This is a genomic window from Streptomyces sp. NPDC002835 (assembly GCF_053591995.1).
The window spans coordinates 48,078-73,351 of sequence record NZ_JBSFUW010000015.1; the positions used below are offsets into that span (position 1 = coordinate 48,078).

Consider the following 25,274-nt stretch of genomic DNA (forward strand, 5'->3'; position numbering starts at 1 on the left):
CCCGCCCGCGCCCGGACGCGGCCGCCGGGCCCACGCCCCCGCCGGAGCCGGCGCAGCCGGCCGAGCCCGCGGCAGCCGTGCCCGCACCGGCAAAGTCCACCCGTGCCCAGTCCGAGCCCGCGCCGGCCAAGGACGCCGCCGCCGTCGCGCGGCCCGCGTGGTCGCGGCTGCGGCCACGGTCCCGCGCGTACGCCTGGGGCCTGCTGTCGGTGCTTCTCCTCGTACTGCCCTTCTACCTCGACCGCTTCTGGCTCCAGGCCGGGCTGTTCGCCATGGCCGCCGCCATCGGGGCCATCGGGCTCAACCTGCTGACCGGTGCGACCGGGCAGCTCTCCATGGGCCACGCCTTCTTCCTCGCCGTCGGCGCGTACGGCTACTCCGTACTGGCCGGCGGGAACGACGTCGAGAGCGGCCACGCGCTCACCGGGCTCGGCCTGCCGACCTGGCTGGCCGCCGTGCTCGCCGTCTGCCTCGCGGGGCTGGCGGGCGGCCTGTTCAGCCCGATCGCGGGCCGGCTGCGCGGGGCGTACCTCGGTATCGCGACCCTCGCGCTGATCTTCGTCGGCCAGCATGTGCTGTTCAACGCCCGTGATCTGACCGGCGGCTTCAACGGCCGGTCGGTGCCCCCGCTCTCCCTCTTCGGGTTCGACTTCGACGACACGGAAGTGCTCGTCGCCGCCGTCCCGTTCCAGTCGATGGAGAAGCTCTGGTACGTCGCGCTCGTCGCGCTCCTCGCCTGCGGGCTCTTCGCCCGCGGCGTGCTCCGCGGCCGGCCCGGCCGGGCGATGAACGCGCTGCGGGACCACCGGATCGCCGCCGGCGTGATGGGTGTGCCGGTCGCCCGCTACCGGGCCTCCGTCTTCGTCCTGTCGTCGATGTACGCGGGCCTCGCCGGCGTCCTGCTCGCCCTGGTCTTCCAGCGGACCGTGCCCGAGTACTTCGGCATGATCCTCTCCCTCGAATACCTGGCCATGATCGTCATCGGCGGTCTCGGCACGGTCGCGGGAGCCGTCGTCGGCGCGGTGTTCGTCTCGCTGCTGCCCCAGGTGCTCACCCGCTGGAGCGACGCCCTGCCCCTGGTCTCCGCACCGGGCACCGGCGGCGTCTCCCCGGGTGAGGCCTCCCGCTATCTGTACGGCGCGGCTGTCGTCGCGGTCGTGCTGTTCCTGCCCGGCGGACTCACCCGCCTCGTTCCGTCCCCTCGGGAGAAGAAATGAAGTCAAGAACGTACGCGGCGGTTCTCGCCGTCCTCGCGCTGACGGTGACGGCCGGCTGCAGCTCCAAGGCCACCACCGGCGACGGTGACACCAAGGGCGCCGGGGGAGTGAAGACCGGGGAGGGCGTCACCGACAAGGCGATCACGCTGGGCGTGCTCACCGACATGACCGGTGTCTACGCGTCGCTCGGCAAGAGCGTCACCCAGGCCCAGCAGCTGTGGGCGAAGCAGACCAACGAGGCCGGCGGCATCTGCGACCGGAAGATCGAACTGACCGTGCGCGACCACGGTTACGACCCGCAGAAGGCGCTCGCCGGCTACACCGAGCTCGAGCCGAAGGTGCTCGGCTTCGCGCAGTTCATCGGCTCGCCGTTCGTCGCGGCCGTGGAGCAGCGCATCGACGGCCAGGACAAGGGGCTGGTCATGCCCCAGGCGTGGTCCGCGAACCTGCTCGGCAGCCCGTACGTCCGGGTCGTCGGCGCGACGTACGACATCGAGACGATCAACGCCGTCGACTACCTGCTCGCCGAGAAGCGCATCGCCAAGGGCGACAAGATCGGGCACGTCTTCTTCGAGGGCGACTACGGCGAGAACGCGCTGGCCGGCTCGAAGTACGCGGCCGAGCAGGCCGGGCTCACCGTCGTCGAGCAGAAGATCAAGCCGACCGACAACGACATGACGGCGCAGGTCGCGGCCCTCAAGAAGGCGGGCGTGAAGGCGATCCTGCTCAGCGCCGGTCCGCGGCAGGCGGCCTCGCTGGCCGGTGTGGCGGCGGCGGGCGGCTTCAACGTGCCGATCGTCGGCAACAACTCCGCGTTCGCGCCGCAGCTCCTGGGCACGCCGGCGGCGCCGGCGCTGACCAAGGACTTCTACATCGCCGCCTCCACGCTCCCCATCGGCGCGCCGGACGCCGGCCCGTCGAAGCTCGCCAAGGAGTACACGGCCGCCTACCCGAAGGACGGCCTCGACAACGGCGTGGTCGCCGGACACACGGCGGCGGCGGTCTTCGGCGAGGCGCTGAAGAAGGCGTGCGCGGACAAGGACCTGACGAGGGAAGGAGTCGGCAAGGCGCTGCTCACGCTGGGCGCGTACGAGAACGGCTTCGGCATCACCCACGACTTCTCCGACCCGAAGGCGCCCTCCACCCGCCAGAGCCTGATCATGAAGCCCGACAAGTCCGTTCCGGGCGGCCTGAAGGTGGTCCGCGAGGCGACGGCCGCGAAGGCGGCGGAGTCCTACAAGCCGTCAGGCGGCTGATCCGACCGGCCACCGCGGGCTCCGGCCCGCACCGCACCCCCTGGCGCACGCCGCCAGGGGGTGCTGCGTTTCCGGGCGGGGCCGGCGCGGGCCGTGTTCGGCGGGTGCAGGAACGCCGTCACTGGGTACCCGCCCCGGTGTGCACGGCCCGCAGGGCACACCCTGCCCGCGGCGGACCGTGCGGATCCGAGCAGGACCACGTAGAACCGTCAGGAGGCGCAATAATGAGCACGGTGAAGGAGACCGTCGAGGTCGAGGTCCCCGTCAGCACCGCCTACAACCAGTGGACCCAGTTCGAGGAGTTCCCGAACTTCATGGAGGGCGTCGAGGAGATCACCCAGCTCGACGACCGCCACAACCACTGGACCACCAAGATCGGGGGAGTGCGGCGCGAGTTCGACACCGAGATCGTCGACCAGCTCCCCGACGAGCGGATCGCGTGGCGCACCGTCACCGGCGACACCAAGCAGCGGGGCATGGTCAGCTTCCAGCGCCTCGACGACACGCACACCCGCGTGGAACTCGTGATGGACGTCGAGCCGGGCGGCATGGCCGAGAAGACCGGTGACATGACCGGCATGATCGACCGGCGGGTGAAGGGCGACATGCGCCGCTTCAAGGAGTACATCGAGCACCGCGGTGGCGAGAGCGGCGCCTGGCGGGGCCGCATCGCGCCCGGAGGATGACCCCCGGCCCATGACCCCGGCCCGTCCGGGGCGTATGCCGTGGCGGGGGCCGTCACCGGTGACCGGTGACGGCCCCCGCGGCTACGCTCCGATCATGGTGCATGTACTGAGCAGCAGGACGTTGCTGAGCCCCACCGATCCGCGGCGCTCCCGCGACTTCTACGGCGGCGCTCTGGGGCTGGCGGTCTACCGCGAATTCGGGACCGGCACGGACCGGGGGACGGTGTACTTCCTCGGCGGCGGGTTCCTCGAGCTCTCCGGCCGCTCCGACGCCCCGCCCTCGCCGGCCGTGCGGCTGTGGCTCCAGGTGCCCGATGTGCGGGCCGCCCACGACGAGCTGCTGGCGCGGGGCGTGGAGATCCTGCGGGAGCCGCTGCGGGAGCCGTGGGGGCTGATCGAGATGTGGATCGCGGACCCGGACGGGGTGCGTATCGCGCTGGTCGAGGTGCCGGCGGACCATCCGCTGCGCTATCGCCCCTGACCGGTGCCTGACCCGGAAACGCCGAGGGGCCCGGAGGCGAATGCCTCTGGGCCCCTCGGCGTGTGTCAGAACCCGCTACGGGATCTGTGCCGCCCGAGCCTCGCGGCTCTCGCGGCGGTTGTCGCGGAACGTGTTCACGCGGCGAGCGGTGGCGAAGAGGGGGATCGTCGCCGCCATCACGATCTGGAGCGCGCAGCCCATCTGCAGCAGCACCTGGCCGCCGGGCGCGTCGAACGCCCACGCAGCCAGCATGCCCATGGCCGCCACGATCCAGGCGAGGACCGCCACCGCGAGGACGCCCCGCGGCTTCGGGTACTCGACCCGGCTCACCATCAGCCACGCGGTGCCGACGACCGCCAGCAGCGTCGCCTCGAACGGCAGCTCGAGCAGCACGATCGAGACGACCGTGAGCGCACCGAACGGCGATGGCATCCCCTGGAAGGTGCCGTCCTTCACGGTGACGCACGAGAAGCGGGCAAGCCGCAGCACCACCGCCAGCAGCACAACGATCGCGCCCACCGCCGCGACCCGCTCGTGCGCGTCGCTCGCGACCATGCCGTACACGAGCACGAAGTACGCGGGGGCCAGGCCGAAGCTGATCAGGTCGGAGAGGTTGTCCAGCTCCGCGCCCATCGGCGACGACCGGAGCTTGCGGGCGACGAGGCCGTCGAACAGGTCGAAGACCGCCGCGCACAGCATCAGTATCACGGCTGTGGCCGCGCTGTTGCGGGCCATGCCCGACTCGTCGCCGGAGAGGTGCGGGATGAGGATGCCGGTGGTGGTGAAGTACACCGCCATGAAGCCGCACGTCGCGTTACCGAGGGTGAGCGTGTCCGCTATCGACAGCCGGAGGGACAGCGGCATTTCCTCCGCGTCGTCGTCCTCGTCCTCCGCGACCCAGTTCGTCGCCTGTGTGTCGGGATCAATCACGGTCAATTCGAGTCACCCCCGCAGTCGTGGTCTGACCGACCTCGACAGCGACGTCGACACCTTCCGGAAGGTAGATGTCAACGCGCGATCCGAAGCGGATCAGTCCGATGCGGTCGCCCTGCTCAACCTTGGTGCCCTGCGGAATGTACGGGACGATCCGCCGCGCGACCGCGCCGGCGATCTGCACCATCTCGATGTCACCGAGCTCGGTGTCGAAGTGCCAGACAACGCGCTCGTTGTTCTCGCTCTCCTTGTTGAACGCGGGGACGAAGCCGCCCGGGATGTGCTCGACCGACGTCACCGTGCCCGCGAGAGGCGCGCGGTTCACGTGGACGTTGAGCGGGCTCATGAAGATCGCGACGCGGGTGCGTCCGTCCTTCCACGGCATGATGCTCTGCACCACACCGTCGGCGGGCGAGATGACCCGGCCGTGTGCGATCTCACGCTCGGGGTCGCGGAAGAACCACAGCATGCCCGCCGCGAGGACGGTGGTGGGCACGGCGATGGCCGCGGCGCGCCGGGAGCGGCGTGAGCGGGCCAGGCTGAGTGCGGCCGTGGCGACGGTCGGCAGGAGCCACGGCGATGCTCCGCGAGCGATGCGCACGCCACGGAGGCTGTCGCGAGGTGCAGAGGTTTGGCTGTGGGGCATGGATGACCTTCGTAGCGGATGATGCCGCGCTGGCAACGGGGACGGCGGCTTTCCCGCGATCGTATCGGTTGCGACCGGCAACTGGGAAAGGCAGAAGCCGAGTCGGCGGCCGGAAGATGATGACAGGGTGTGATCATCTTCCGGCCGTAACCGACCCAAAGGCGACAATCAACCCTGGAATCGGTACTCCTCGAGCAGTCGGCGGCCGATGATCATTTTCTGGATCTCGGCGGTACCTTCGCCGATCAGCAGCATCGGAGCCTCGCGGTAGAGGCGCTCGATCTCGTACTCCTTGGAGAAGCCGTAACCGCCGTGGATGCGGAAGGCGTCCTCGACGACTTCCTTGCAGTATTCGGAGGCGAGGTACTTCGCCATCCCTGCCTCCAGGTCGTTTCGTTCCCCGGAGTCCTTTTTGCGCGCTGCATTGACCATCATCGCATGCGCGGCCTCGACCTTGGTGGCCATCTCGGCGAGCTTGAACTGAATCGCCTGGTGAGCGGCGATCGGCTTGCCGAAAGTGTGACGCTGCTGGGCATAGGAGACACCCAGTTCGAAGGCACGCTGCGCGACACCGCAGCCACGGGCCGCGACATTGACGCGGCCGACCTCGACGCCGTCCATCATTTGGTAAAACCCTCGGCCGGTGGTCCCGCCGAGCACCCGGTCGGCGGGAATCCGCAGGCCGTCCATGATGAGCTCGGTCGTGTCGACGCCCTTGTAGCCCATCTTGTCGATCTTGCCGGGGATGGTGAGGCCGGGGCGGACCTCTCCGAAGCCGGGCTCCTTCTCGACGAGGAAGGTCGTCATCGACTTGTGCGGGGCGGTCCCCTCGGGGTGTCCTTCGTCACTCCGGCACAGCACCGCGACCAGAGTGGACGTGCCGCCGTTCGTCAGCCACATCTTCTGGCCGTTCAGGACGTACTCGTCGCCGTCCTTCACGCCCTTGGACGTGATGGCCGACACATCGGAGCCGAGACCCGGCTCCGACATCGAGAACGCGCCCCGCACCTCGCCCAGCGCCATCCGCGGCAGGAAGGTGTCCTTCTGCTCCTGCGTGCCGTGCTGCTTGAGCATGTACGCCACGATGAAGTGCGTGTTGATGATGCCGGAGACGGACATCCAGCCGCGGGCGATCTCCTCGACGCACAGCGCGTACGTGAGGAGGGACTCACCCAGGCCGCCGTACTCCTCCGGGATCATCAGGCCGAACAGGCCGAGTTCCTTGAGACCGTCGACGATCTCCTGCGGGTACTCGTCCTTGTGCTCCAGCCCGGTCGCGACAGGGATGATCTCCTTGTCGACGAAGTCCCGGACGGTGGACAGGATCTCCTGCTGGACGTCGGTCAGACCTGCGGTCTGGGCGAGTCGGGCCATGACTACTTCTCCTGCTTCGTCTTCGAACTGTCCAGCAGTTCGGGGCGGCCGGGCTGCTCGCCGCCGCGCTCCTTGATGTACGTCTCGGTCGGGACCATCACCTTGCGCCGGAAGACGCAGACGAGGGTGCCGTCCTGCTTGTAGCCCTTGGTCTCGACGTAGACGATCCCGCGGTCGCTCTTCGACTTCGACGGGGTCTTGTCGAGGACCGTCGTCTCGCCGTAGATCGTGTCGCCGTGGAAGGTCGGGGCCACGTGGCGCAGCGACTCGATCTCCAGGTTGGCGATGGCCTTGCCGGAGACGTCCGGCACGGACATGCCGAGCAGCAGCGAGTAGATGTAGTTCCCGACGACGACGTTCCGGCCGAAGTCCGTCGTCTTCTCCGCATAGTTGGTGTCCATGTGGAGCGGGTGGTGGTTCATCGTCAGGAGACAGAAGAGGTGGTCGTCGTATTCGGTGACCGTCTTCCCGGGCCAGTGCTTGTAGACCGCCCCGACCTCGAACTCCTCGTAGGTGCGTCCGAACTGCATCTGCGTCACGCCTCCGGGATCTCGAACTTGCTGGTGCGCTTCATGCCGGCGGCGCGTCCCTTGCCGGAGACGACCAGGGCCATCTTGCGGCTGGCCTCGTCGATCATCTCGTCGCCGAGCATCGCCGAGCCCTTCTTGCCGCCGGCCTCCGACGTGTAGTAGTCGTACGCGTCCAGGATCAGCTCGGCGTGGTCGTAGTCCTCCTGCGAGGGCGAGAAGATCTCGTTGGACGCCTCGACCTGGCCCGGGTGCAGCACCCACTTGCCGTCGAAGCCGAGGGCCGCGGCGCGCTGGGCGACCGCGCGGTAGCCCTCGATGTTGCGGATCTGCAGGTAGGGGCCGTCGATCGCCTGGAGGTTGTTGGCGCGGGCGGCCATCAGGATCTTCATCAGGATGTAGTGGTAGGCGTCGGCCGGGTAGCCGGGCGGCTGCTCGCCGACGACCAGGGACTTCATGTTGATGGAGGCCATGAAGTCGGCCGGGCCGAAGATGATGGTCTCGACGCGCGGCGACGCCTGGGCGATCTCGTTGACGTTGTTCAGGCCCTGGGCGTTCTCGATCTGCGCCTCGATGCCGATCTTGCCGACCTCGAAGCCCATCGTCTTCTCGATCTGCGTGAGCAGCAGGTCCAGCGCGACGACCTGCTGGGCGTCCTGGACCTTCGGCAGCATGATGCAGTCGAGGTTCTGGCCGGCGCCCTCGACGACGGTGACGACGTCGCGGTACGTCCAGTGCGTGGTCCAGTCGTTGACGCGCACGACCCGCGTCTTGCCGGTCCAGTCGCCCTCGTTGAGGAACTTCACGATGGTGTGGCGCGCGTCCGGCTTGGCGAGCGGCGCACACGCGTCCTCGAGGTCCAGGAACACCTGGTCGGCCGGCAGTCCCTGGGCCTTCTCCAGGAAGCGCGGGTTCGAACCCGGCACCGCCAGGCAGGAGCGGCGCGGACGCAGCCGGTTCACAGGGGTAGTCATGCGGGGACCTCCAGAGGGTCGAGCTTGTTCGCTTTACGGATCTCGTCGACGATACGGCCGATGATCTCCGTGATACCGAAGTCCTTCGGGGTGAAGACGGCGGCCACTCCCGCCGCCTTCAGGTCGGTCGCGTCGGCGTTCGGGATGATCCCGCCGACGATCACGGGCACGTCGGCCGCGCCGGCCTCGCGCAGCCGCTCCAGTACGTCCGGCACCAGCTCGGCGTGCGAGCCGGACAGGATCGACAGACCGACGCAGTGCACATCCTCCGCGAGCGCGGCGGAGACGATCTGCTCGGGGGTCAGCCGGATTCCCTGGTAGACCACCTCGAACCCGGCGTCACGGGCCCGTACGGCGATCTGCTCGGCGCCGTTGGAGTGCCCGTCCAGGCCCGGCTTGCCGACCAGCAGCCGCAGCCGGCCCGCGCCCAGTTCGTCCGCGGTGCGCGTCACCTTCTCGCGCACCGCGGCGAGCGGGGTGCCCGCCTCCGCGGTGACAGCCACCGGGGCGCTGCTGACGCCCGTCGGCGCACGGAACTCGCCGAAGACGTCACGCAGCGCCCAGGCCCACTCGCCGGTGGTGACGCCCGCACGCGCACACTCGACGGTGGCCGCCATGAGGTTCTCGGTGCCCGCCGCGGCCTTCTTCAGCGCCGCCAGGGCCTCCGCCGCACGGGACTCGTCACGGCCGGCGCGCCACTCGTGGAGCGCCGCGACGACCCGGGCCTCGTTCGCCGGGTCGACCGTCATGATCGCCGTGTCGAGGTCCGCGGTGAGCGGGTTCTCCTCGGTCGTCTCGTAGATGTTGACGCCGACGATCTTCTCGTCGCCCGCCTCGATCCGGGCGCGCCGCTCGGCGTGCGAGGAGACCAGCCGCGACTTGAGGTAGCCGGACTCGACGGCCGCCATCGCGCCGCCCATCTCCTCGATCCGGTCGATCTCGGCGAGGCACTCCTCGACCAGCGAGCCCACCTTCGCCTCGATGACGTGCGAGCCGGCGAAGATGTCCTCGTACTCCAGCAGGTCGCTCTCGTGCGCCAGCACCTGCTGGATGCGCAGCGACCACTGCTGGTCCCAGGGGCGGGGCAGGCCCAGAGCCTCGTTCCAGGCGGGCAGCTGCACGGCACGGGCGCGGGCGTCCTTGGAGAGCGTCACGGCGAGCATCTCGAGAACGATGCGCTGGACGTTGTTCTCCGGCTGGGCCTCCGTGAGGCCCAGGGAGTTGACCTGGACGCCGTAGCGGAAGCGGCGCTGCTTCTCGTTCTCGATGCCGTACCGCTCGCGGGTGATCCTGTCCCAGATGCGGCCGAAGGCGCGCATCTTGCACATCTCCTCGACGAAGCGGACGCCCGCGTTCACGAAGAAGGAGATCCGGGCGACGACGTCGCCGAACTTCTCGGCCGGCACCTGGCCCGAGTCGCGCACCGCGTCGAGGACGGCGATCGCGGTGGACATCGCGTACGCGATCTCCTGCACCGGCGTGGCCCCGGCCTCCTGCAGGTGGTAGCTGCAGATGTTGATCGGGTTCCACTTGGGGATGTTGGCCACCGTGTACGTGATCATGTCGGTGGTCAGGCGCAGCGAAGGACCGGGCGGGAAGACGTGCGTCCCGCGCGACAGGTACTCCTTGACGATGTCGTTCTGGGTCGTGCCCTGGAGCTTGGTGGTGTCTGCTCCCTGCTCCTCCGCGACCACCTGGTACATCGCCAGCAGCCACATGGCCGTGGCGTTGATGGTCATGGAGGTGTTCATCTGCTCCAGGGGGATGTCCTGGAACAGTCGGCGCATGTCGCCCAGATGGGAGACCGGCACACCGACCCGGCCGACCTCGCCGCGGGCGAGGATGTGGTCGGGGTCGTAACCGGTCTGGGTCGGCAGGTCGAAGGCCACCGACAGACCCGTCTGGCCCTTGGCGAGATTGCGCCGGTACAGCTCGTTGGACGCCTCGGCCGTGGAGTGGCCGGCGTACGTCCGCATGAGCCAGGGCCGGTCCTTCTTGCGCTCTGTCATCTGGGAACCTCAGACTCCTCAGACGTTCCGGAAGCGGTTGATGGCGTCGATGTGCTTCTCGCGCATCTCCGGGTCGCTGACGCCGAGGCCCTCCTGCGGGGCGAGCGCGAGGACGCCGACCTTGCCCTGGTGCAGGTTGCGGTGCACGTCGTACGCGGCCTGGCCGGTCTCCTCCAGGGAGTAGACCTTCGACAGCGTCGGGTGGATCTTGCCCTTGGCGATGAGGCGGTTGGCCTCCCACGCCTCGCGGTAGTTCGCGAAGTGCGAGCCGATGATCCGCTTCAGCGACATCCACAGGTAGCGGTTGTCGTACTCGTGCATGTAGCCCGAGGTCGAGGCGCAGGTGGTGATGGTGCCGCCCTTGCGGGTGACGTACACGGAGGCGCCGAAGGTCTCGCGGCCCGGGTGCTCGAAGACGATGTCGATGTCCTCGCCGCCGGTGAGCTCGCGGATGCGCTTGCCGAAGCGCTTCCACTCCTTGGGGTCCTGGGTGTGCTCGTCCTTCCAGAACTTGTAGCCCTCGGCGTTGCGGTCGATGATCGCGTCGGCGCCCATGGACCGGCAGATGTCCGCCTTCTGGTCGCTGGAGACGACACAGATCGGGTTGGCGCCGCCGGCCAGCGCGAACTGCGTGGCGTACGAGCCGAGTCCGCCGCTCGCGCCCCAGATGAGGACGTTGTCGCCCTGCTTCATCCCGGCGCCGTTGCGGGAGACCAGCTGGCGGTACGCGGTGGAGTTGACCAGGCCGGGGGCCGCCGCCTCCTCCCAGCTGAGGTGCTTCGGCTTCGGCATCAGCTGGTTCGACTTGACGAGCGCGATCTCCGCCAGGCCGCCGAAGTTGGTCTCGAAGCCCCAGATGCGCTGCTCGGGGTCGAGCATCGTGTCGTTGTGGCCGTCCGAGGACTCCAGCTCGACCGAGAGACAGTGCGCGACGACCTCGTCGCCCGGGTTCCAGGCGTTGACGCCGGGGCCGGTGCGCAGGACGACGCCCGCGAGGTCCGAGCCGATGACGTGGTACGGCAGGTCGTGGCGCTTGGTGAGCTCGGACAGCCGTCCGTAGCGCTCCAGGAACCCGAAGGTGGACAGCGGCTCGAAGATCGAGGTCCACACGGAGTTGTAGTTGACGGAGGAGGCCATCACGGCCACCAGCGCCTCGCCCGGACCGAGTTCCGGCACCGGCACGTCGTCCAGGTGGATCGACTTGCGCGGGTCCTTCTCGCGGGTCTCGAGGCCGGCGAACATCTCCGTCTCGTCCTTGTGCACGGTGATCGCGCGGTACGACTCGGGGAGCTTCAGTGCGGCGAAGTCGGCCGACGTGGATTCCGTCGACTGGATCGCGTCCAGGATTTCCTTCACGGTGTTGCCTCCGGCGGGAAGCGTCCATGCGCGGACGCTGAGGGGTACGTCGGGGTGGTGCTCTGTGGAGGTGTGCCGTCGGTTCGGCGGTGGTGCTGCTGTGGCAGCGCTGTGGTGGGCGCTTGAAGGTGCCTGTGACGCAGGCGTCCGGGCGGGCAGCCACGAGGGTTGCTGGGACAGCCGGCGTACGAGTGTTCTCTGCACGCCGGCCGCCCGGACACTCTCAACGTATGGCACGCCGTGCCAGGTCGCAAGACACTCCGTGCCAAGAATTTCTCTCAGATGCAATCTGTGCGACACATATGAGCGATGATCGATCGAAACGCTGCACAAAACGGCTGAGGGCCGCCCGAATCGGGCGGCCCTCAGCCGGGTGGGTGGTGCCGGTCAGGACTGCTTGAGCGCCTGCTCGATCGTCCGCATGACCTCGCTCAGCGGTGCGTCCGTGCGTGCCACGGCCACCAGCACCTCGCCCTGGGCGCGGGCCGTCGCGACCGGTTCCTGGGCCGTCGCGTCGGCCACGACCGCCGCGTGCTTGCGGCCGGCCCCTATCCCGGACCCGAAGGTGTCGCGGACGATGGCGAACGCGTGGTCGAGCTGGGTCTCCACGTCGCCCTGCCCGCCGGCCCGCAGCCAGCGGCGCAGCACATGGTTGTGCGCGGTGACCACCGCGGACGCGGCGACCTCCGCGAGCAGCGGGTCGTCGTTGCCGTCGTGGTGGTCGCGCTCGTCGAAGTGGCCCAGCAGATAGCGCGTGAACAGCCGCTCGTAACGGGCCACGGAGGCGATCTCGCGCTCCCGCAGCGTCGGCACCTCGCGGGTCAGCCGGTAGCGCTCGACGGAGACGGCGGGGGAGGAGGCGTACATCCGCATGACCTCCTTGATCCCCCGGCAGACCGTGTCCAGCGGATGCTCGTGGGGCGGAGCCGCGTTCAGCACCGCCTCCGCACGGACCAGCGTGTCGTCGTGGTCCGGGAAGATCGCCTCTTCCTTGGAGCGGAAGTGCCGGAAGAACGTACGCCGTGCCACGCCCGCCGCCGCGGCGATCTCGTCGACCGTCGTCGCCTCGTAGCCCTTGGTCGCGAACAACTCCATCGCCGCCGCGGCCAGTTCGCGGCGCATCTTCAGGCGCTGCGCGGCGGCGCGGGAGCCCGCGGGGCTCTCCGGAACGTCGGTCGGGGCACCGGCGCGGCCGGTGCGGCGGGAGATGTCAGCGGGCTGGGGCATGATCTGAACGTACTGCATCCGCTCGGCCGGATGCGCCTGCGGGCCGCCGCCCGCCTCGCCCGGAGCAGGGGACGGGCCGCCCGGACCGAGCAGCCCGCCCCACCCTGCGTCGACCTCAGCGCCGGGCATATTCGCGGAAGCCGCGCCCCGTCTTACGGCCGAGGCACCCCGCGGCGACCAGGTGCTCCAGCAGCGGCGCAGGCGCGAGGCCCGGGTCGCGGAACTCGCGGTGCAGCACCTTCTCGATGGCGAGCGAGACGTCGAGGCCGACCACGTCGAGGAGCTCGAAGGGGCCCATCGGGTAGCCGCCGCCGAGCTTCATCGCGGCGTCGATGTCGTCGAGGGTCGCGTAGTGCTGCTCGACCATCTTGATCGCGTTGTTGAGGTACGGGAAGAGCAGCGCGTTCACGATGAAGCCCGCCCGGTCGCCGCAGTCCACCGGGTGCTTCTTGATCTTCGCCGTGACCTCGCGGACCGTGGCGTGCACATCGTCCGAGGTGAGGACGGTGCGGACCACCTCGACCAGCTTCATCGCCGGGGCCGGGTTGAAGAAGTGCATACCGATGACGTCCTGCGGGCGCGAGGTGGCGCGGGCGCAGGCGACGACGGACAGCGAGGAGGTGGTGGTGGCGAGCACCGCACCGGGCTTGCAGACCTTGTCGAAGGTGGCGAAGAGCTGCTGCTTGATCTCCAGGTCCTCGGCCACCGCCTCCAGCGCCAGGTCGACCTCGGCGAACGCGTCCAGCGAACCGGCCGGGGCGATACGGGCGAGGGTGGCCTCGCGGGCCTCCTCGGTCATCCGGCCCTTGGCGACCGAGCGGGCCAGCGACTTGCCGATGCGGGCCTTGGCCACGTCGGCCTTCTCCAGGCTGCGGGCGGCGAGCACCACGTCGTAACCGGCCTTGGCGAAGACCTCCGCGATGCCGCTCGCCATGGTGCCGGAGCCGGCCACGCCGACCGAGCGGATCTCACGGCCGGCGGCCGCCCCGTCGGCCGGCCGCGGGGTGAGCGCGTCGTCCACGGTGTCGGCGCTGCCGGGCGCGGCGTAGGTGTAGAAACCGCGGCCCGCCTTGCGGCCCGTCAGCCCGGCCTCGCTGAGCTGCTTGAGAATGGGCGCCGGGGCGTGCAGCCGGTCCTGCGACTCCGCGTACATCGCGTCCAGGACGGTGCGGGCGGTGTCGATGCCGATCAGGTCGAGCAGCGCGAGGGGCCCCATGGGCAGCCCGCAGCCCAGCTTCATCGCCGCGTCGATGTCCTCGCGGGAGGCGTAGCGCGACTCGTACATCGCCGCCGCCTGGTTGAGGTAGCCGAACAGCAGGCCGTCCGCGACGAATCCGGGACGGTCGCCGATCGCGACGGGCGTCTTGCCGAGCTCCCGGGCGAGCGCCGTGACGGCCTCCACGGCGGCCGGGGCGGTCAGCACGGAGGAGGCCACCTCGACGAGCTTCATCGCCGGCGCCGGGTTGAAGAAGTGCAGCCCGAGCACGCGCTCCGGGTGCTCGGAGTCGGCCGCGAGGCGGGTCACCGAGAGGGCGTTGGTGCCGGTCGCGATGATCGTGTCCGGGCGGACGACGGCGTCGAGATCCCGGAAGACCTGCTGCTTGGCCTCGTACGACTCGGGCACGACCTCGATGACCAGATCGGCCTCCGCGGCGGCCTGCGGGTCGGAGAAGGTGCGGAAGCGGGCGAGGATGTTGCGGCGCTCCTCCTCGGTGATCCGCTCGCGCTCCACGGCGCGGGCGGTGGAGGCCTCGAGCGCGACGACGGCCCGGCGGGCGGCGGCGTCGCTGACGTCGATGCCGATGACCTCACGGCCGGCGCGGGCCAGGACCTCGGCGATGCCGGTGCCCATGGTGCCGAGGCCGACGACGGCAATGGTGTGGAGAGGGGTGTCCATCACGGGACTCCAGGGATGAGTGACGACTGAATGAGGAGCGCGCGGCAGGGCGGAATGCAGGGAACGCCGCAGGCGCGGGGGGCCGCACGCCGGGAGGGCGCACGGCGCGCGGGAACCGCGAGTCGTGTTACTGGGCCGACGGGCCTGTCCCTGGCCGCGCCGTACTTCGTGCTTCGTCGTGTCTGAACACCAACGAGGCCGAACCGACAAACCTCTCGGCGGCTGCGTCACCAGGCCACCGGGAGCGCGGGGGTTACCCGCTCACCTGAGATTAACTCGCGGGTAACGAGCGCGCCAGCCCCCGGCCGGGACGCATTCCTGTGATCTGGATCGCTCGCGCCCGCCCCGTGGATACCCTTCCGTCATGAACGAGGAGTTACGGTCGCTCGCGGTCCGGCTGCGTGACGAGGCGGGCGGCGGGCCCGCGTACGAACGGCTGCTGACCACCGCCGACCACGACGAACTCGCCGCCGTCCTCACCGAGTCCGGCCGCCCCCTGTGGGCGCGCGAACTCGCCGCCTTCCGGCTCGGCTGCGCCGGCGACCGCCGCGCCTTCGAGTCGCTGGTCCTGCTCCTCAACCACCGCGACCCCGAGCGCTGCGTCTCCGCGGCCCACGCGCTCACCGAACTCGGCGACCCCCGCACGCCCCGCGCCGCCGCCGCGCTCGCCACCAACGAACTCCGCGTCGCCTACGCCCTGGTTCCGGTGCGGCTGCTCGCCCGGCTGCGCGCACCGGAGTCCGTCCCGGCCCTGATCACGGTCCTCGGCCGCCGGCTCGTCCCCGGGGACCCGCACTGGCGGGTGGCGCTGGCCTGCGTCGAGGGGCTGGGCGCGCTGGGCGACCGGCGGGCCGCCGAGGCCGTACGGGCGGCGCTGCCGCACCCGCGACTGTCGGCGGCGGCGCACGCGGCGCTGGCGCGGCTGGAGGCGTGAGGGGACGTCCGGCCGCCGTCACGCAGTCAGGCGGCGGACGTACCTGACCTCCGGGACGAGTTCCCCGTCCGCCTCGAAGGGCTCCTCCGTGCCGTCCGGGGTGAAGCCCGCGCGTTCGTAGAAGCGGCGGGCGCGGGCGTTGTCCTTGAGGACCCACAGGAGCATCTCCTCGAAGCCGGCGGCTCTCGCGCGGCCCGTCAGCTCGGCCATCAGGGCGTGGCCCACGCCGGAGGAGATGCGTTCCGGGCGGACGTAGATCGCGTAGAGCTCGCACGCCCCCGGGCGCCTGGCGCCGTCCTTGTCGCGCAGCGGGCCGAAGCAGCCCCAGCCGACCACCTCGCCGTCCCACTCGGCGACCACGTTGCTCACGCCGGCGTCCGCGCCGTCCGCCAGGAGGGAGCGGCGGCGTTCGGCCGCGTCGTCCGCCGGGTCCATCGCGTCCAGGTACGACTGGGGCATCAGCCCGGTGTAGGCGAACCGCCAGCCGCCCACCCTGATCGAGGCGACCGCGTCGCAGTCGCCGATCGTCATGTCCCTCACCCGCATGGTCATCGCTGCGTGGCCTCCCCTCCGTGCCGCCAGAAGGCACCACACTGCCTGCCGAGGTCCGTCGACGCTACTGGAATCGGTGTCAGAGCAGCGTCAGTTGGGTCGGTTCCGGCCTCTGAGCCTCCGCGGGCGCGGGCAGCCGGCGGTGGTCGCCCCGGTCGGCGGGGCCGATGCCGAACTCGGTGGCCAGCTCGTGCACATGACGGGTGATCCGGCGCTGGTACCACTTGGGCGCGTACGCGCCCTCCGCGTACAGCCGCTCGTACCGCGCCACCAGCTGCGGATGGTGTTCGCGCAGCCAGGCCATGAACCACTCGCGGGCGCCGGGGCGCAGGTGGAGCACGAGCGGGGTGACGGAGGTCGCGCCCGCGGCGGCGATCGTCCGGACCGTGGCCCGCAGCTGGTCGGGGTGGTCGCCGAGGAACGGGATGACCGGCGCCATCAGGACGCCGCAGCCGATGCCGTGCTCGGTGAGGGTGCGCACGACGTCCAGGCGGCGCTCGGGGGACGGGGTGCCCGGTTCGACGGTGCGCCACAGCTCGCGGTCGGTGAAGCCGACGGAGACGGAGATGCCGACGTCGGTGACGTCCGCGGCCTGGACCAGCAGATCCAGGTCGCGCAGGATCAGCGTGCCCTTGGTCAGGATCGAGAACGGGTTGGCGTGGTCGCGCAGGGCCGAGATGATCCCCGGCATCAGCCGGTAGCGGCCCTCCGCCCGCTGGTAGCAGTCGACGTTGGTGCCCATGGCGATGTGCGCCCCCTGCCACCGGCGCGAGGCCAGCTGGCGGCGCAGCAGCTCGGGGGCGTTGACCTTGACGACGATCTGGGAGTCGAAGCCGAGCCCGGTGTCCAGGTCCAGATAGCTGTGGGTCTTGCGGGCGAAGCAGTACACACAGGCGTGGGTGCAGCCCCGGTAGGGATTGACCGTCCATTCGAACGGCATCCGTGACGCGCCCGGCACCCGGTTCAGGATCGAACGGGCCCGGACCTCGTGGAAGGTGATGCCCCGGAACTCGGGGGTGTCGAAGGTCCGGGTGGTGACCGCGGACGTACCGAACAGGGCGGATTCGCCGGGCGGGGCGGGGCCGTCGGCCAGATTGTCCCAGCGCATGGGTGCCTCCTCGTTCGCACTGACCCCAGAATAGAACACCTGTTCCCATGATCGCCGCAAGCGCGATTTGGGGGCCCGTGCCGGAGGTGGTTGGCTAGCGGCGTCCCGCTGGAGCGAGTGATGGAGGAGCAACTACATGGCGCAGGTCGAGGCCACCACGGAACGGATCGTCGCGGCGGACGCGGAGACGGTGTTCGATGCCGTGGCCGATTACGAGAACACCCGTGCGAAGCTCCTGACCGAGCACTTCAGCGAGTACGAGGTCCGCGAGGGCGGCGACGGGGAGGGCACCCTCGTCCACTGGAAGCTCCAGGCGACGAGCAAGCGCGTCCGCGACTGCCTGCTCGAGGTGAGCGAGCCCACCGACGGCCGCCTCGTCGAGAAGGACCGGAACTCCTCCATGGTCACCACCTGGACGGTCACCCCGGCCGGCGAGGGCAAGTGCAAGGTGGTCGTCACCACCGTCTGGAACGGCGCGGGCGGCATCGGCGGCTTCTTCGAGAAGACCTTCGCCCCGAAGGGGCTCGGCCGCATCTACGACGGTGTGCTGGCCAACCTCGCCGCGAACATGGAGAAGTAACCTCACCGGTTCGAGTGGTCTTTCCCGCCGTCCCGACGTGCGCCCGGCGCACCCCCGCGTGCGCCGGGCGGGCGGGAAAGCCCCTGGTGAGCGCCTCAAATGCGCCGTTTCCAGGGGCTGTTGAGGCCCCTCTCGAACGCCTGGCCGGGGTCGTGCCCGACTTGCTCCCCCTTCGCGTGCAATGCGAAGAATGACGCCGCACAGCGCGACGAGCGGTGCGTCGAGGGGAGACGGACGTGGGCGGCATCACTCTGGTCAAGGACGAGCAGGCCGCAGCGGCCGCCACGGCCACCGGCCCTGCCGGCCCGCCGCCGCCCGCCGAGGGCACGGCCGCCGCGCCGCTGAGCCCCCGCCGCGTACGGCTCGTCTTCCTGAGCCTGATGCTCGCGCTGCTGCTCGCCGCGCTCGAGCAGATGATCGTCGCCACCGCCCTGCCGAAGATCGTCGGCGACCTCCAGGGCCTCGACCGGATGCCGTGGGCGATCACCGCCTATCTGCTCACCGCCACCGTCGGGCTGCCGATCTACGGCAAACTCGGCGACCTCTACGGACGCAAGGGTGTCTTCCAGTTCGCCATCGTCGTCTTCGTCGCCGGCTCCGCGCTCGCCGGCTGGTCGCGCACCATGAACGAGCTGATCGCATTCCGCGCCGTCCAGGGCGTCGGCGCCGGCGGGCTCATGATCGGTGTGCAGGCGATCATCGCCGACATCGTCCCGCCCCGTGAACGCGGCCGCTTCATGGGCATGATCGGCGCCGCCTTCGGGCTCGCCTCCGTCGCCGGACCGCTGCTCGGCGGCTTCTTCACCGACCATGTCTCCTGGCGCTGGTGCTTCTACTTCAACGTCCCCTTCGGCCTGATCACCCTGATCGTGGTCAGCGCGGTGCTGAAACTGCCGAAGCCCCGGATGCGGGCCCGGCTCGACGTCATGGGCGCGCTGTTCCTCGCCGCCGCCTCCACCTGCCTGGTCCTGCTGACCAGTTGGGGCGGCACCGAGCACGCGTGGGGCTCGCGCGTCATCATCGGGCTCGGCGCCGGAGCGCTGGCGACCACCGTGCTCTTCCTGCTCGTCGAGCGCTTCGCGCCCGAACCCGTCATCCCGCTGCGCCTGTTCCGCGACTCCGTCTTCAACATCACCTCGCTCGTCGGCGCGGTCGTCGGCGTCGCGCTGTTCGGCGCGGCAAGCTATCTGCCCACCTTCCTCCAGATGGTCGACGGGGCGAGCGCCACCGAGTCCGGCCTGCTGATGCTGCCCATGATGGGCGGAATCGTCGTCGCCTCGATCCTCTCCGGACAACTGATCAGCCGCACCGGCCGCTACAAGGTCTATCCGGTGCTCGGCTGCGCCCTCGCCGCCGCCGGGATGTGGCTGCTCTCCCGGCTGGAGACGGACACCCCGCGGCTGGAGTACAGCATCTGGCAGGCGGCGCTCGGCGTGGGCATCGGCCTGGTGATGCCGGTGCTGATCCTCGCCGTGCAGAACGCGGTGCCGCCCGCCGACCTCGGCACCGCCACCAGCGCCAACAACTACTTCCGCCAGATCGGCGGCAGCGTCGGCGCCGCCGTCTTCGGCACCCTCTTCGCCGACCGGCTCACCGGCGCGCTCGCCGACCGCCTGCCCGCCGGGGCCGGGCTGCCCGATCCGTCCTCCGTCACGCCGCAGGCGGTGCACGCCATGCCGCCCGCGCTGCGCGACGGATACATCCAGGCGTACGCGGACGCGATGCCCCGGATCTTCCTCTACCTCGTGCCGGTGCTCGTACTCGGCCTGTTCATCGCCTTCTTCCTCAAGGAGAGACCGCTGGTGTCCCACAACGCCTCCGCCGAGTCCACCGCCGTCCCGCACGCGCGGACCGCACCGGCCGCCTCCTTCCGGGCGGCGGCCACGTCGTACCTCGCAGGCGTGCCGGTCTGCGGCACCGTCCAGCACCACGACGGCAGCAGCGTTCCGCGCGCGGCCCTCACCCTCATCGACGTTCAGGGGGCCCAGATCGGCCGGGGCGCGAGCGGCGAGGACGGCCGGTACGCGCTGAGCGTCCCCGGCCCCGGCTCCTATGTGCTGATCGCGGCGGCCGGCGGGCACCAGCCGCAGGCCGTCACCGTCACCGTCGGTGAACGGCCCGTCGACCTCGACGTCGTACTCGGCGGGGCCGGCCGGCTGGCCGGCGCCGTGCTCACGGCCGACGGCAGCCCCGTACGGGACGCGGCCGTCACCCTCACCGATGTGCGCGGCGAGGTCGTGGCCACCACCCGCAGCGGACGGGAGGGCGGTTATGTGATGTCGGACCTGGTGGCGGGGGAGTACACCCTGGCCGCGAGCGCCCCCGCCTTCCGGCCGTCCGCCCACCCCGTGAGCGTGCAGCCGTCCCGGGAGACCCGGCAGGACATCGAACTGGCCGGCGGCGCCGTGCTGCGCGGGACCGTACGCGCCGGGGACGGCCGGCCGGTCGACGACGCACGCGTCACGCTGCTGGACGCGGCGGGCAATGTCTTCGACACGCTCACCACCGGGCCGGACGGCACATTCCGCTTCGTGGACCTGTCGTCGGGCGAGTACACGGTCATCGCCTCCGGCTATCCGCCGGTCGCGACCGTGCTCCAGGTCGCGGGCGGCGGGCGGACCGAGCGGGACGTCCAGCTCGGGCACGCCGACTGACGCGGCCGCCCGCGGAGACGGGGGTGCGCCGGTCCGGCGCGTCATGTGCCGTGCACCACCGGCGGATTGGGCGTGCGCCGGTTTCACTCCGGCGCACGACCTCTTCCGTGAATGCCCGGCGCACGACGCCGAACCGGTCGTACGGTGGACAGCGGGCCGCCATCCGGGCGGCGGGGAAGGAGCGATCCACCCATGGACAGCGGTGCTCCGCCGGAGTCGCCACAGCAGCGGCGAGCCGTGGCCGGCCGGATTCCGCTTGCCGTGGTCGTTGTGGACGGCGACGGCCTCGTCTCGCACTGGTCCACCGGCGCCCGCAGGCTCTTCGGCCCGGGCCGGGCGGACGCCGTCGGGCGCCCCGCCGTCGAACTGCTCCCCGTCTCCGGGGTGCTGGCCGGCGACGAGGGCCACGAGCCCTGGGACGGCTACAGCGGGGCCGGACACGGACTCGAGGCGTGTCTGGGCGGCCTCACCGCCTACCCGACGGCCGGCCGCGCCCGGCTCTCCGAGCCGGGGCAGGAGCGGCTCGACGTGCTGTGGTGGGCGTACCCCATGGTCGGCCCGGGCGAGGAGCGGCTGCTCGTGCTGGCGGCGGACGCCCGGCGGCTGCGCGCCGACGACGAGAGCGCCGAGCGGATCGCGCCGGGCTTCGCCCTGCACACCGAGTTCCCCGGCGCCGACGAACTGGCCCGCGCCCTGCCCGAGATCCTGCCGAGCATGAGCGTCCGGGACTCGACGCGGATCGTCGCCCAGATACTCGAACTCGGCTACCCGGTCCTGGAGTTCAGCCACCACGACCGGGTGCCCGTCACCCCCGACTGGGGTGTGCCGCGGCGGGCCGGGCGCCGCGCGCGCCGGCCGGCCGCCGAGGCCGGACACCCCGTCGTCGCCGCCGACTTCGCACAGGACCTCGAATACGCGGCGGTGCGCGAGCGGCTGGAGTTCCTCAACGAGGTCAGCGGACGCATCGGCTCCTCGCTCGACCTCGCCCGTACGATCCGGGAGGTCAGCGCCGCCGTCGTACCCCGCTTCAGCGACGTCGCCTGCACCTATCTGCGCGAGGAGGTCGTCGCCGGCGAGGGGCTCTGCGACGGGGACCCCGACGCGACGACGCTGTGGCACCGGGTCGCCTTCGAGCACGTCGACGAGCCGGGCCGGTGGGACGACGTCGTGCCCGTCGGCGAGTCCATGCCGTTCCCCGCCCACACGCCCTTCTTCCAGTGCATGATCACCGGCGAACCGGTGCTGGTGCCCCGGCTCACCGAGGAGATGGGCACCGCCATGGCCGAGCAGTTCGACAAGCGCGACATGCGGCCGCTGATCAACGGCCGCTCCATGCTCATCGCACCGCTCAAGGCACGCAACGTCGTCCTCGGCTGCATGATCCTGCTGCGCCACCCCGAACGCCCTCTGTTCAACGACATGGACCGGGTCACCGGCGCCGAACTCGCCGCGCGGGCCGGGCTCGTCATCGACAACGCCCGGATGTACACGTACCAGGAGAACGTCGCCGAGACCCTCCAGGACTCGATGCTGCCGCAGGTCACCCCGCGGATGGCCGGCTGCGACACGGCGACCCGCTATCTGCCGGGCACCTTCCTCGGCAAGGTCGGCGGCGACTGGTTCGACACCGTCAAACTCCCCGGCTCACGCACCGCGCTCGTCGTCGGCGACGTCATGGGCCACGGCCTCGACTCGGCCGCCATGATGGGCCAGCTGCGCACCGCCGTGCAGACGCTGGCGGCGCTCGACCTGCCGCCCGCGCAACTGCTGCGCCACCTCGACGACCTGGCCCAGCGCCTCGGCGAGCACTACCTCGCCACCTGTCTGTACGCGGTCTACGACCCGGTCGCCGGCGAACTCCGGCTCGCGAACGCGGGCCATGTGCCGCCCGTCCTCGTCCGCGCCGCCGACGGGCGCAGCGAACTGCTGGAGCTGCCCACCGGCGCGCCGATCGGCGTAGGCGGCGTGCCCTTCGAGAGCATCCGTGTGCCGGTGTCGCCGGGCGACCGGCTCGTCATGTGCACCGACGGCCTGGTCGAGATGCGGGGCGAGGACATCGGCGTCGGGCTGGCCACACTCTGCGAGTCCGCCGCCCACCCGGCCGCCTCCATGGACGACGCCTGCGACGCGATCATCCGGGCGCTGGGCGCCAAGGGCGGCCGCCGGGACGACGTGGCCCTTCTGATGGCCCGCCTCAGCGGCATCGCCCCGGAGTCCGTCGCGACCTGGGAGCTCGGCCTCGAACCGCGCGAGGCGCCCAGGGCGCGCCGCCTGGTGCGGGACCAGCTCGCCGCCTGGGGGCTCGACGCGCTGACGGAGAACGCCGAACTGCTGGCCGGCGAGGTCGTGGCCAACGCCGTACGGCACTCGGGCGGCCACCGGGCCGAACTGCGGCTCGTACGCGCCGAGTCGCTGCTCTTCGAGGTGGCGGACGACGACCACACGCTGCCGACCCTGCTGGACGCCCGCCCGGACGCCGAGCGGGGACGGGGACTGAGAGTGGTGAGCAGCCTGGCCGGCGCATGGGGCACCAGCCGCACGGCGGACGGCAAGACGGTCTGGTTCGAACTCGCCCTCCCGTAAGGCGCCGGCCGGCGCGGTCGTAGGCTTGGTGGCCATGTGGCCTGGACAGCAGAACCCGGACGGCGGGCAGCAACCGCACCACCCGCAGCCCGGTCCCGGCCCCCAGGGGGCGCCGGGCGGCCCGCAGCAGCCGTGGAACATGCCCACGCAGACCGCCGGGACGCCCGTGCCCGCCCCGCGGCGCCGCGACACGGCCACCGTCGTCGCGGTGGCCGCCGCGGCGGTCGTCGTCGTGGCCGCGGCGGTCACCGGGTACGTACTCCTCGGCGGTGACGGCGACAGCGACGGCAGGGCCCGGCCGCCCGCGCCGACCGGTTCCTCCGCACCCGCGACGGAGGGCGCCCGTACCGGCGCCGAGGAGCAGGCGACCGTGCCCGGCCGGCGGACGGTGACGAACCCGAAGACCGGCATCGTCTTCGACGTGCCGCCCGCGTGGGGGCTCAAGCCGGTGTCCTGGGTCAGCTTCGTCATGGAGGACGGCGACCTGGAGGAGCGGCCCCTGATCGGCTTCTCCGCCCCGGCCGTACTCAAGGAGAAGTGGTGCGTGTCCGACGGGGACTTCGACGGGTCTCCGGAGGAGAGCCGGCTCGCCGCCGCCGGTTCCCGTGCCGAACGCGGGGCGCGCACCCTCGAGGATGCCGCCCGCGACAACGCCTCCCTGTGGGTGTACGGCGCGCACGCGCAGCCGAACCGGGACAAGGTGACCCAGGGCGCGGCGAAGCCGTACACCACCGCGTCGGGCATCCAGGGCAGTGTGGCGACCGCCGCCTCCGCGGGCGTGGCGAAGAAGGGCAAGTGCGACACCGACGGCAAGGCGACCACGTTCGCCTTCAAGAACGCGAAGGGCGACATCGTCTCCTGGACGTTCATCGGGGCGAAGGGCGTCGACGACGAGGTGCCGGACGCGACCGTCGCCAAGATCCTGAGCAGCGTCCGCCTGGCCGGCGGCTGACACCGCCGCGTGCGGGCCGTGGCCTTCTTCCGATAGGGTCCGCGCGCGACAGGGCCGTCCGAAGGAACACCATATGACGAACAGATCCGCGCCGTTCGACGAGCTGGACCGCAAGATCGTCGCCGCTCTGGTGGCCAACGCGCGGACGAGTTTCTCCGAGATCGGCGCGGCGATCGGGCTCTCGGCCACGGCGGTCAAACGCCGTGTCGACCGGATGCGCGAGAACGACATCATCACCGGCTTCACCACCACCGTGCGGCCCGCCGCGCTGGGCTGGGCGACCGAGGCGTACGTGGAGGTGTACTGCTCCAGCGCCGCGCCGCCCCGGCGGCTCGCCGAGGTCGTGCGCAACCACCCGGAGATCACCGCCGCGATGACGGTCACCGGCGGCGCCGACGCGCTGCTGCACGTACGGGCGACGGACGTCGAGCACTTCGAGGCGGTGCTGGAACGCATCAGGGCCGAGCCGTTCATCCGCAAGACGATCAGCTACATGGTCCTCTCCCACCTGCTGACCGGCAGCCCGGAAGCCGGCGCCGGCCGCGCCGCGACCTCGGGCGGGAGCGCCGTCTGACGCCCACGGCCGGCCGGGTTGTCGGACGCACCGCGTACCGTTCCCGCCATGTCGCCAACCGCCGCAGCAGAACGCGCCCCTGTCACCGCCGACGACGTCGACCTGGCGGTCGCCCTCGCCGTCGCGGCCCTCCGCGACGCGCCGCCCGCGGCCTGGGACGGCGCGGCCGGCACCCTGGAGTGGACCTGCTGGGAGACGGCGGAACACCTCGCCGACGACCTGTTCGCGTACGCCGTCCAACTCGGCCCGCGCACCCCGCCGCTCGACCGCGGGGTGCCCTTCCACTACGAGAGCCGCCGACCGGGCGGCCCCGCGAACTCCGTCCACGCGGACCGGGACGCGGGCCCCGACGGGCTGTTCGAGGTGCTGGAGGCGAGCGGCGCGCTGCTGACCGCAATGGTGCGCACGGCATCCCCTGACCTCCGGTCCCATCACGTCTTCGGGGCGTCGGACCCGGAGGGGTTCGCCGCGATGGGCGTCGTGGAGACGCTGGTGCACACCCACGACCTCGCCGAGGGGCTCGGTCTGCCCTGGGAGCCGCCCGCCGGCCTCTGCGCGCGCGTCCTCGCCCGCCTCTTCCGGGACGTGCCGGAGGACGCCGCGCCCTGGCCCGCCCTGCTCTGGTCGACCGGCCGCGCCGACCTCCCCGGCCGACCCCGCCCCGGCGCGTGGCGATGGTACGGAGCCCCGCTCACTGATCCGGCCTGATCCGGCCTGACCGAACGAGAGGCCCTGACCCCCGAATGGGTGGTGT

At 71.1% G+C, this 25,274-nt stretch carries 22 protein-coding genes; 11 read left to right on the forward strand and 11 right to left on the reverse strand.

From position 1 onward, the window contains the following. Positions 1–167 precede the first annotated feature (167 nt). The 4 genes from ACWD01_RS18340 (at position 168) to ACWD01_RS18355 (ending at position 3,640) form a co-directional block, all read left to right on the forward strand. Positions 168–1,217: a branched-chain amino acid ABC transporter permease gene (locus tag ACWD01_RS18340; protein ID WP_451163196.1), complete on the forward strand. Its 1,050-nt coding sequence runs from the start codon at positions 168–170 to the stop codon at positions 1,215–1,217. Further along, the gene (locus ACWD01_RS18345) at positions 1,214–2,473 is read left to right on the forward strand and encodes an ABC transporter substrate-binding protein (protein WP_451162973.1); all 1,260 of its coding nucleotides are present in this window, start codon (positions 1,214–1,216) and stop codon (positions 2,471–2,473) included. The genes ACWD01_RS18340 and ACWD01_RS18345 overlap by 4 nt, the downstream gene beginning before the upstream one ends. Before the next feature lie 224 nt (positions 2,474–2,697). Continuing rightward, positions 2,698–3,159 (forward strand): SRPBCC family protein, encoded by a 462-nt coding sequence (locus ACWD01_RS18350; protein ID WP_451162975.1) that lies wholly within the window; start codon positions 2,698–2,700, stop codon positions 3,157–3,159. A gap of 94 nt (positions 3,160–3,253) precedes the next feature. Beyond that, complete coding sequence (locus ACWD01_RS18355) at positions 3,254–3,640, forward strand: VOC family protein (protein WP_451162977.1); 387 nt, start codon at positions 3,254–3,256, stop codon at positions 3,638–3,640. Between the two features lie 75 nt (positions 3,641–3,715). Here the strand turns inward: ACWD01_RS18355 and pssA are convergent, their stop codons facing one another. From pssA to ACWD01_RS18400, 9 genes are all read right to left on the reverse strand, one after another. Beyond that, entirely contained in the window at positions 3,716–4,576 is an 861-nt protein-coding gene (gene pssA / locus ACWD01_RS18360) for a CDP-diacylglycerol--serine O-phosphatidyltransferase (protein WP_451162979.1), read from the reverse strand. Then, the gene (locus ACWD01_RS18365; protein WP_451163198.1) at positions 4,563–5,219 is read right to left on the reverse strand and encodes a phosphatidylserine decarboxylase; all 657 of its coding nucleotides are present in this window, start codon (positions 5,217–5,219) and stop codon (positions 4,563–4,565) included. The genes pssA and ACWD01_RS18365 overlap by 14 nt, the downstream gene beginning before the upstream one ends. Before the next feature lie 168 nt (positions 5,220–5,387). Continuing rightward, positions 5,388–6,593 carry an acyl-CoA dehydrogenase family protein gene (locus ACWD01_RS18370; protein ID WP_451162981.1) on the reverse strand — a complete coding sequence of 402 codons (1,206 nt, stop codon included), beginning with the start codon at positions 6,591–6,593 and terminating at the stop codon, positions 5,388–5,390. A gap of 2 nt (positions 6,594–6,595) precedes the next feature. Continuing rightward, positions 6,596–7,123, reverse strand: a complete 528-nt coding sequence (locus ACWD01_RS18375; protein WP_356891163.1) for a MaoC family dehydratase — start codon at positions 7,121–7,123, stop codon at positions 6,596–6,598. 5 nt (positions 7,124–7,128) lie between these two features. Continuing rightward, on the reverse strand, positions 7,129–8,094 hold the full coding sequence (locus ACWD01_RS18380) for an HpcH/HpaI aldolase/citrate lyase family protein (protein WP_451162983.1): 966 nt from the start codon (positions 8,092–8,094) through the stop codon (positions 7,129–7,131). Continuing rightward, the gene (locus ACWD01_RS18385) at positions 8,091–10,103 is read right to left on the reverse strand and encodes a protein meaA (RefSeq protein WP_451162985.1); all 2,013 of its coding nucleotides are present in this window, start codon (positions 10,101–10,103) and stop codon (positions 8,091–8,093) included. Before ACWD01_RS18385 ends, ACWD01_RS18380 begins: the two co-directional genes overlap by 4 nt. Before the next feature lie 18 nt (positions 10,104–10,121). After that, positions 10,122–11,459 carry a crotonyl-CoA carboxylase/reductase gene (ccrA, locus tag ACWD01_RS18390; RefSeq protein ID WP_451162987.1) on the reverse strand — a complete coding sequence of 446 codons (1,338 nt, stop codon included), beginning with the start codon at positions 11,457–11,459 and terminating at the stop codon, positions 10,122–10,124. 387 nt (positions 11,460–11,846) lie between these two features. Then, on the reverse strand, positions 11,847–12,704 hold the full coding sequence (locus tag ACWD01_RS18395; protein ID WP_451163200.1) for a TetR family transcriptional regulator: 858 nt from the start codon (positions 12,702–12,704) through the stop codon (positions 11,847–11,849). 97 nt (positions 12,705–12,801) lie between these two features. Next, a complete protein-coding gene (locus ACWD01_RS18400) occupies positions 12,802–14,583 on the reverse strand; it encodes a 3-hydroxyacyl-CoA dehydrogenase family protein (protein WP_451162989.1) in 1,782 nt (593 codons plus the stop codon). A gap of 364 nt (positions 14,584–14,947) precedes the next feature. Here ACWD01_RS18400 and ACWD01_RS18405 point away from each other — a divergent pair, with 364 nt between their 5' ends. Continuing rightward, positions 14,948–15,517 (forward strand): adenylosuccinate lyase, encoded by a 570-nt coding sequence (locus ACWD01_RS18405; protein WP_451162991.1) that lies wholly within the window; start codon positions 14,948–14,950, stop codon positions 15,515–15,517. Positions 15,518–15,535: 18 nt separating this feature from the next. Here ACWD01_RS18405 and ACWD01_RS18410 read toward each other — a convergent pair whose 3' ends face one another. After that, positions 15,536–16,069, reverse strand: a complete 534-nt coding sequence (locus ACWD01_RS18410) for an N-acetyltransferase family protein (protein WP_451162993.1) — start codon at positions 16,067–16,069, stop codon at positions 15,536–15,538. 79 nt (positions 16,070–16,148) lie between these two features. Beyond that, the gene (locus ACWD01_RS18415) at positions 16,149–17,177 is read right to left on the reverse strand and encodes an Rv2578c family radical SAM protein (RefSeq protein ID WP_451162995.1); all 1,029 of its coding nucleotides are present in this window, start codon (positions 17,175–17,177) and stop codon (positions 16,149–16,151) included. Positions 17,178–17,313: 136 nt separating this feature from the next. Here ACWD01_RS18415 and ACWD01_RS18420 point away from each other — a divergent pair, with 136 nt between their 5' ends. The 6 genes from ACWD01_RS18420 to ACWD01_RS18445 all read left to right on the forward strand — a co-directional run bounded on the left by ACWD01_RS18420 (position 17,314) and on the right by ACWD01_RS18445 (position 25,228). Beyond that, on the forward strand, positions 17,314–17,757 hold the full coding sequence (locus ACWD01_RS18420) for an SRPBCC family protein (RefSeq protein WP_451162997.1): 444 nt from the start codon (positions 17,314–17,316) through the stop codon (positions 17,755–17,757). Between the two features lie 236 nt (positions 17,758–17,993). After that, positions 17,994–20,411, forward strand: coding sequence for an MFS transporter (locus tag ACWD01_RS18425; protein ID WP_451162999.1), 2,418 nt, complete (start codon positions 17,994–17,996; stop codon positions 20,409–20,411). A gap of 192 nt (positions 20,412–20,603) precedes the next feature. Next, complete coding sequence (locus tag ACWD01_RS18430) at positions 20,604–22,994, forward strand: ATP-binding SpoIIE family protein phosphatase (protein WP_451163001.1); 2,391 nt, start codon at positions 20,604–20,606, stop codon at positions 22,992–22,994. Between the two features lie 34 nt (positions 22,995–23,028). Beyond that, on the forward strand, positions 23,029–23,946 hold the full coding sequence (locus ACWD01_RS18435) for a hypothetical protein (protein WP_451163003.1): 918 nt from the start codon (positions 23,029–23,031) through the stop codon (positions 23,944–23,946). A gap of 73 nt (positions 23,947–24,019) precedes the next feature. Beyond that, on the forward strand, positions 24,020–24,520 hold the full coding sequence (locus tag ACWD01_RS18440) for an Lrp/AsnC family transcriptional regulator (protein WP_451163005.1): 501 nt from the start codon (positions 24,020–24,022) through the stop codon (positions 24,518–24,520). Between the two features lie 48 nt (positions 24,521–24,568). Further along, positions 24,569–25,228, forward strand: a complete 660-nt coding sequence (locus tag ACWD01_RS18445; RefSeq protein ID WP_451163007.1) for a hypothetical protein — start codon at positions 24,569–24,571, stop codon at positions 25,226–25,228. Positions 25,229–25,274: the final 46 nt, after the last annotated feature.

Excerpts from the sequence above, each read along its gene's own strand:
- ACWD01_RS18345 (WP_451162973.1), top strand. The coding sequence starts at position 1,214 with ATGAAGTCAAGAACGTACGCGGCGGTTCTCGCCGTCCTCGCGCTGACG.
- ACWD01_RS18350 (WP_451162975.1), top strand. The coding sequence starts at position 2,698 with ATGAGCACGGTGAAGGAGACCGTCGAGGTCGAGGTCCCCGTCAGCACC.
- ACWD01_RS18355 (WP_451162977.1), top strand. The coding sequence starts at position 3,254 with ATGGTGCATGTACTGAGCAGCAGGACGTTGCTGAGCCCCACCGATCCG.
- ACWD01_RS18365 (WP_451163198.1), bottom strand. The coding sequence starts at position 5,219 with ATGCCCCACAGCCAAACCTCTGCACCTCGCGACAGCCTCCGTGGCGTG.
- ACWD01_RS18370 (WP_451162981.1), bottom strand. The coding sequence starts at position 6,593 with ATGGCCCGACTCGCCCAGACCGCAGGTCTGACCGACGTCCAGCAGGAG.
- ACWD01_RS18375 (WP_356891163.1), bottom strand. The coding sequence starts at position 7,123 with ATGCAGTTCGGACGCACCTACGAGGAGTTCGAGGTCGGGGCGGTCTAC.
- ACWD01_RS18380 (WP_451162983.1), bottom strand. The coding sequence starts at position 8,094 with ATGACTACCCCTGTGAACCGGCTGCGTCCGCGCCGCTCCTGCCTGGCG.
- ACWD01_RS18385 (WP_451162985.1), bottom strand. The coding sequence starts at position 10,103 with ATGACAGAGCGCAAGAAGGACCGGCCCTGGCTCATGCGGACGTACGCC.
- ACWD01_RS18395 (WP_451163200.1), bottom strand. The coding sequence starts at position 12,704 with ATGCAGTACGTTCAGATCATGCCCCAGCCCGCTGACATCTCCCGCCGC.
- ACWD01_RS18400 (WP_451162989.1), bottom strand. The coding sequence starts at position 14,583 with ATGGACACCCCTCTCCACACCATTGCCGTCGTCGGCCTCGGCACCATG.
- ACWD01_RS18405 (WP_451162991.1), top strand. The coding sequence starts at position 14,948 with ATGAACGAGGAGTTACGGTCGCTCGCGGTCCGGCTGCGTGACGAGGCG.
- ACWD01_RS18410 (WP_451162993.1), bottom strand. The coding sequence starts at position 16,069 with ATGACCATGCGGGTGAGGGACATGACGATCGGCGACTGCGACGCGGTC.
- ACWD01_RS18415 (WP_451162995.1), bottom strand. The coding sequence starts at position 17,177 with ATGCGCTGGGACAATCTGGCCGACGGCCCCGCCCCGCCCGGCGAATCC.
- ACWD01_RS18420 (WP_451162997.1), top strand. The coding sequence starts at position 17,314 with ATGGCGCAGGTCGAGGCCACCACGGAACGGATCGTCGCGGCGGACGCG.
- ACWD01_RS18430 (WP_451163001.1), top strand. The coding sequence starts at position 20,604 with ATGGACAGCGGTGCTCCGCCGGAGTCGCCACAGCAGCGGCGAGCCGTG.
- ACWD01_RS18435 (WP_451163003.1), top strand. The coding sequence starts at position 23,029 with ATGTGGCCTGGACAGCAGAACCCGGACGGCGGGCAGCAACCGCACCAC.
- ACWD01_RS18440 (WP_451163005.1), top strand. The coding sequence starts at position 24,020 with ATGACGAACAGATCCGCGCCGTTCGACGAGCTGGACCGCAAGATCGTC.
- ACWD01_RS18445 (WP_451163007.1), top strand. The coding sequence starts at position 24,569 with ATGTCGCCAACCGCCGCAGCAGAACGCGCCCCTGTCACCGCCGACGAC.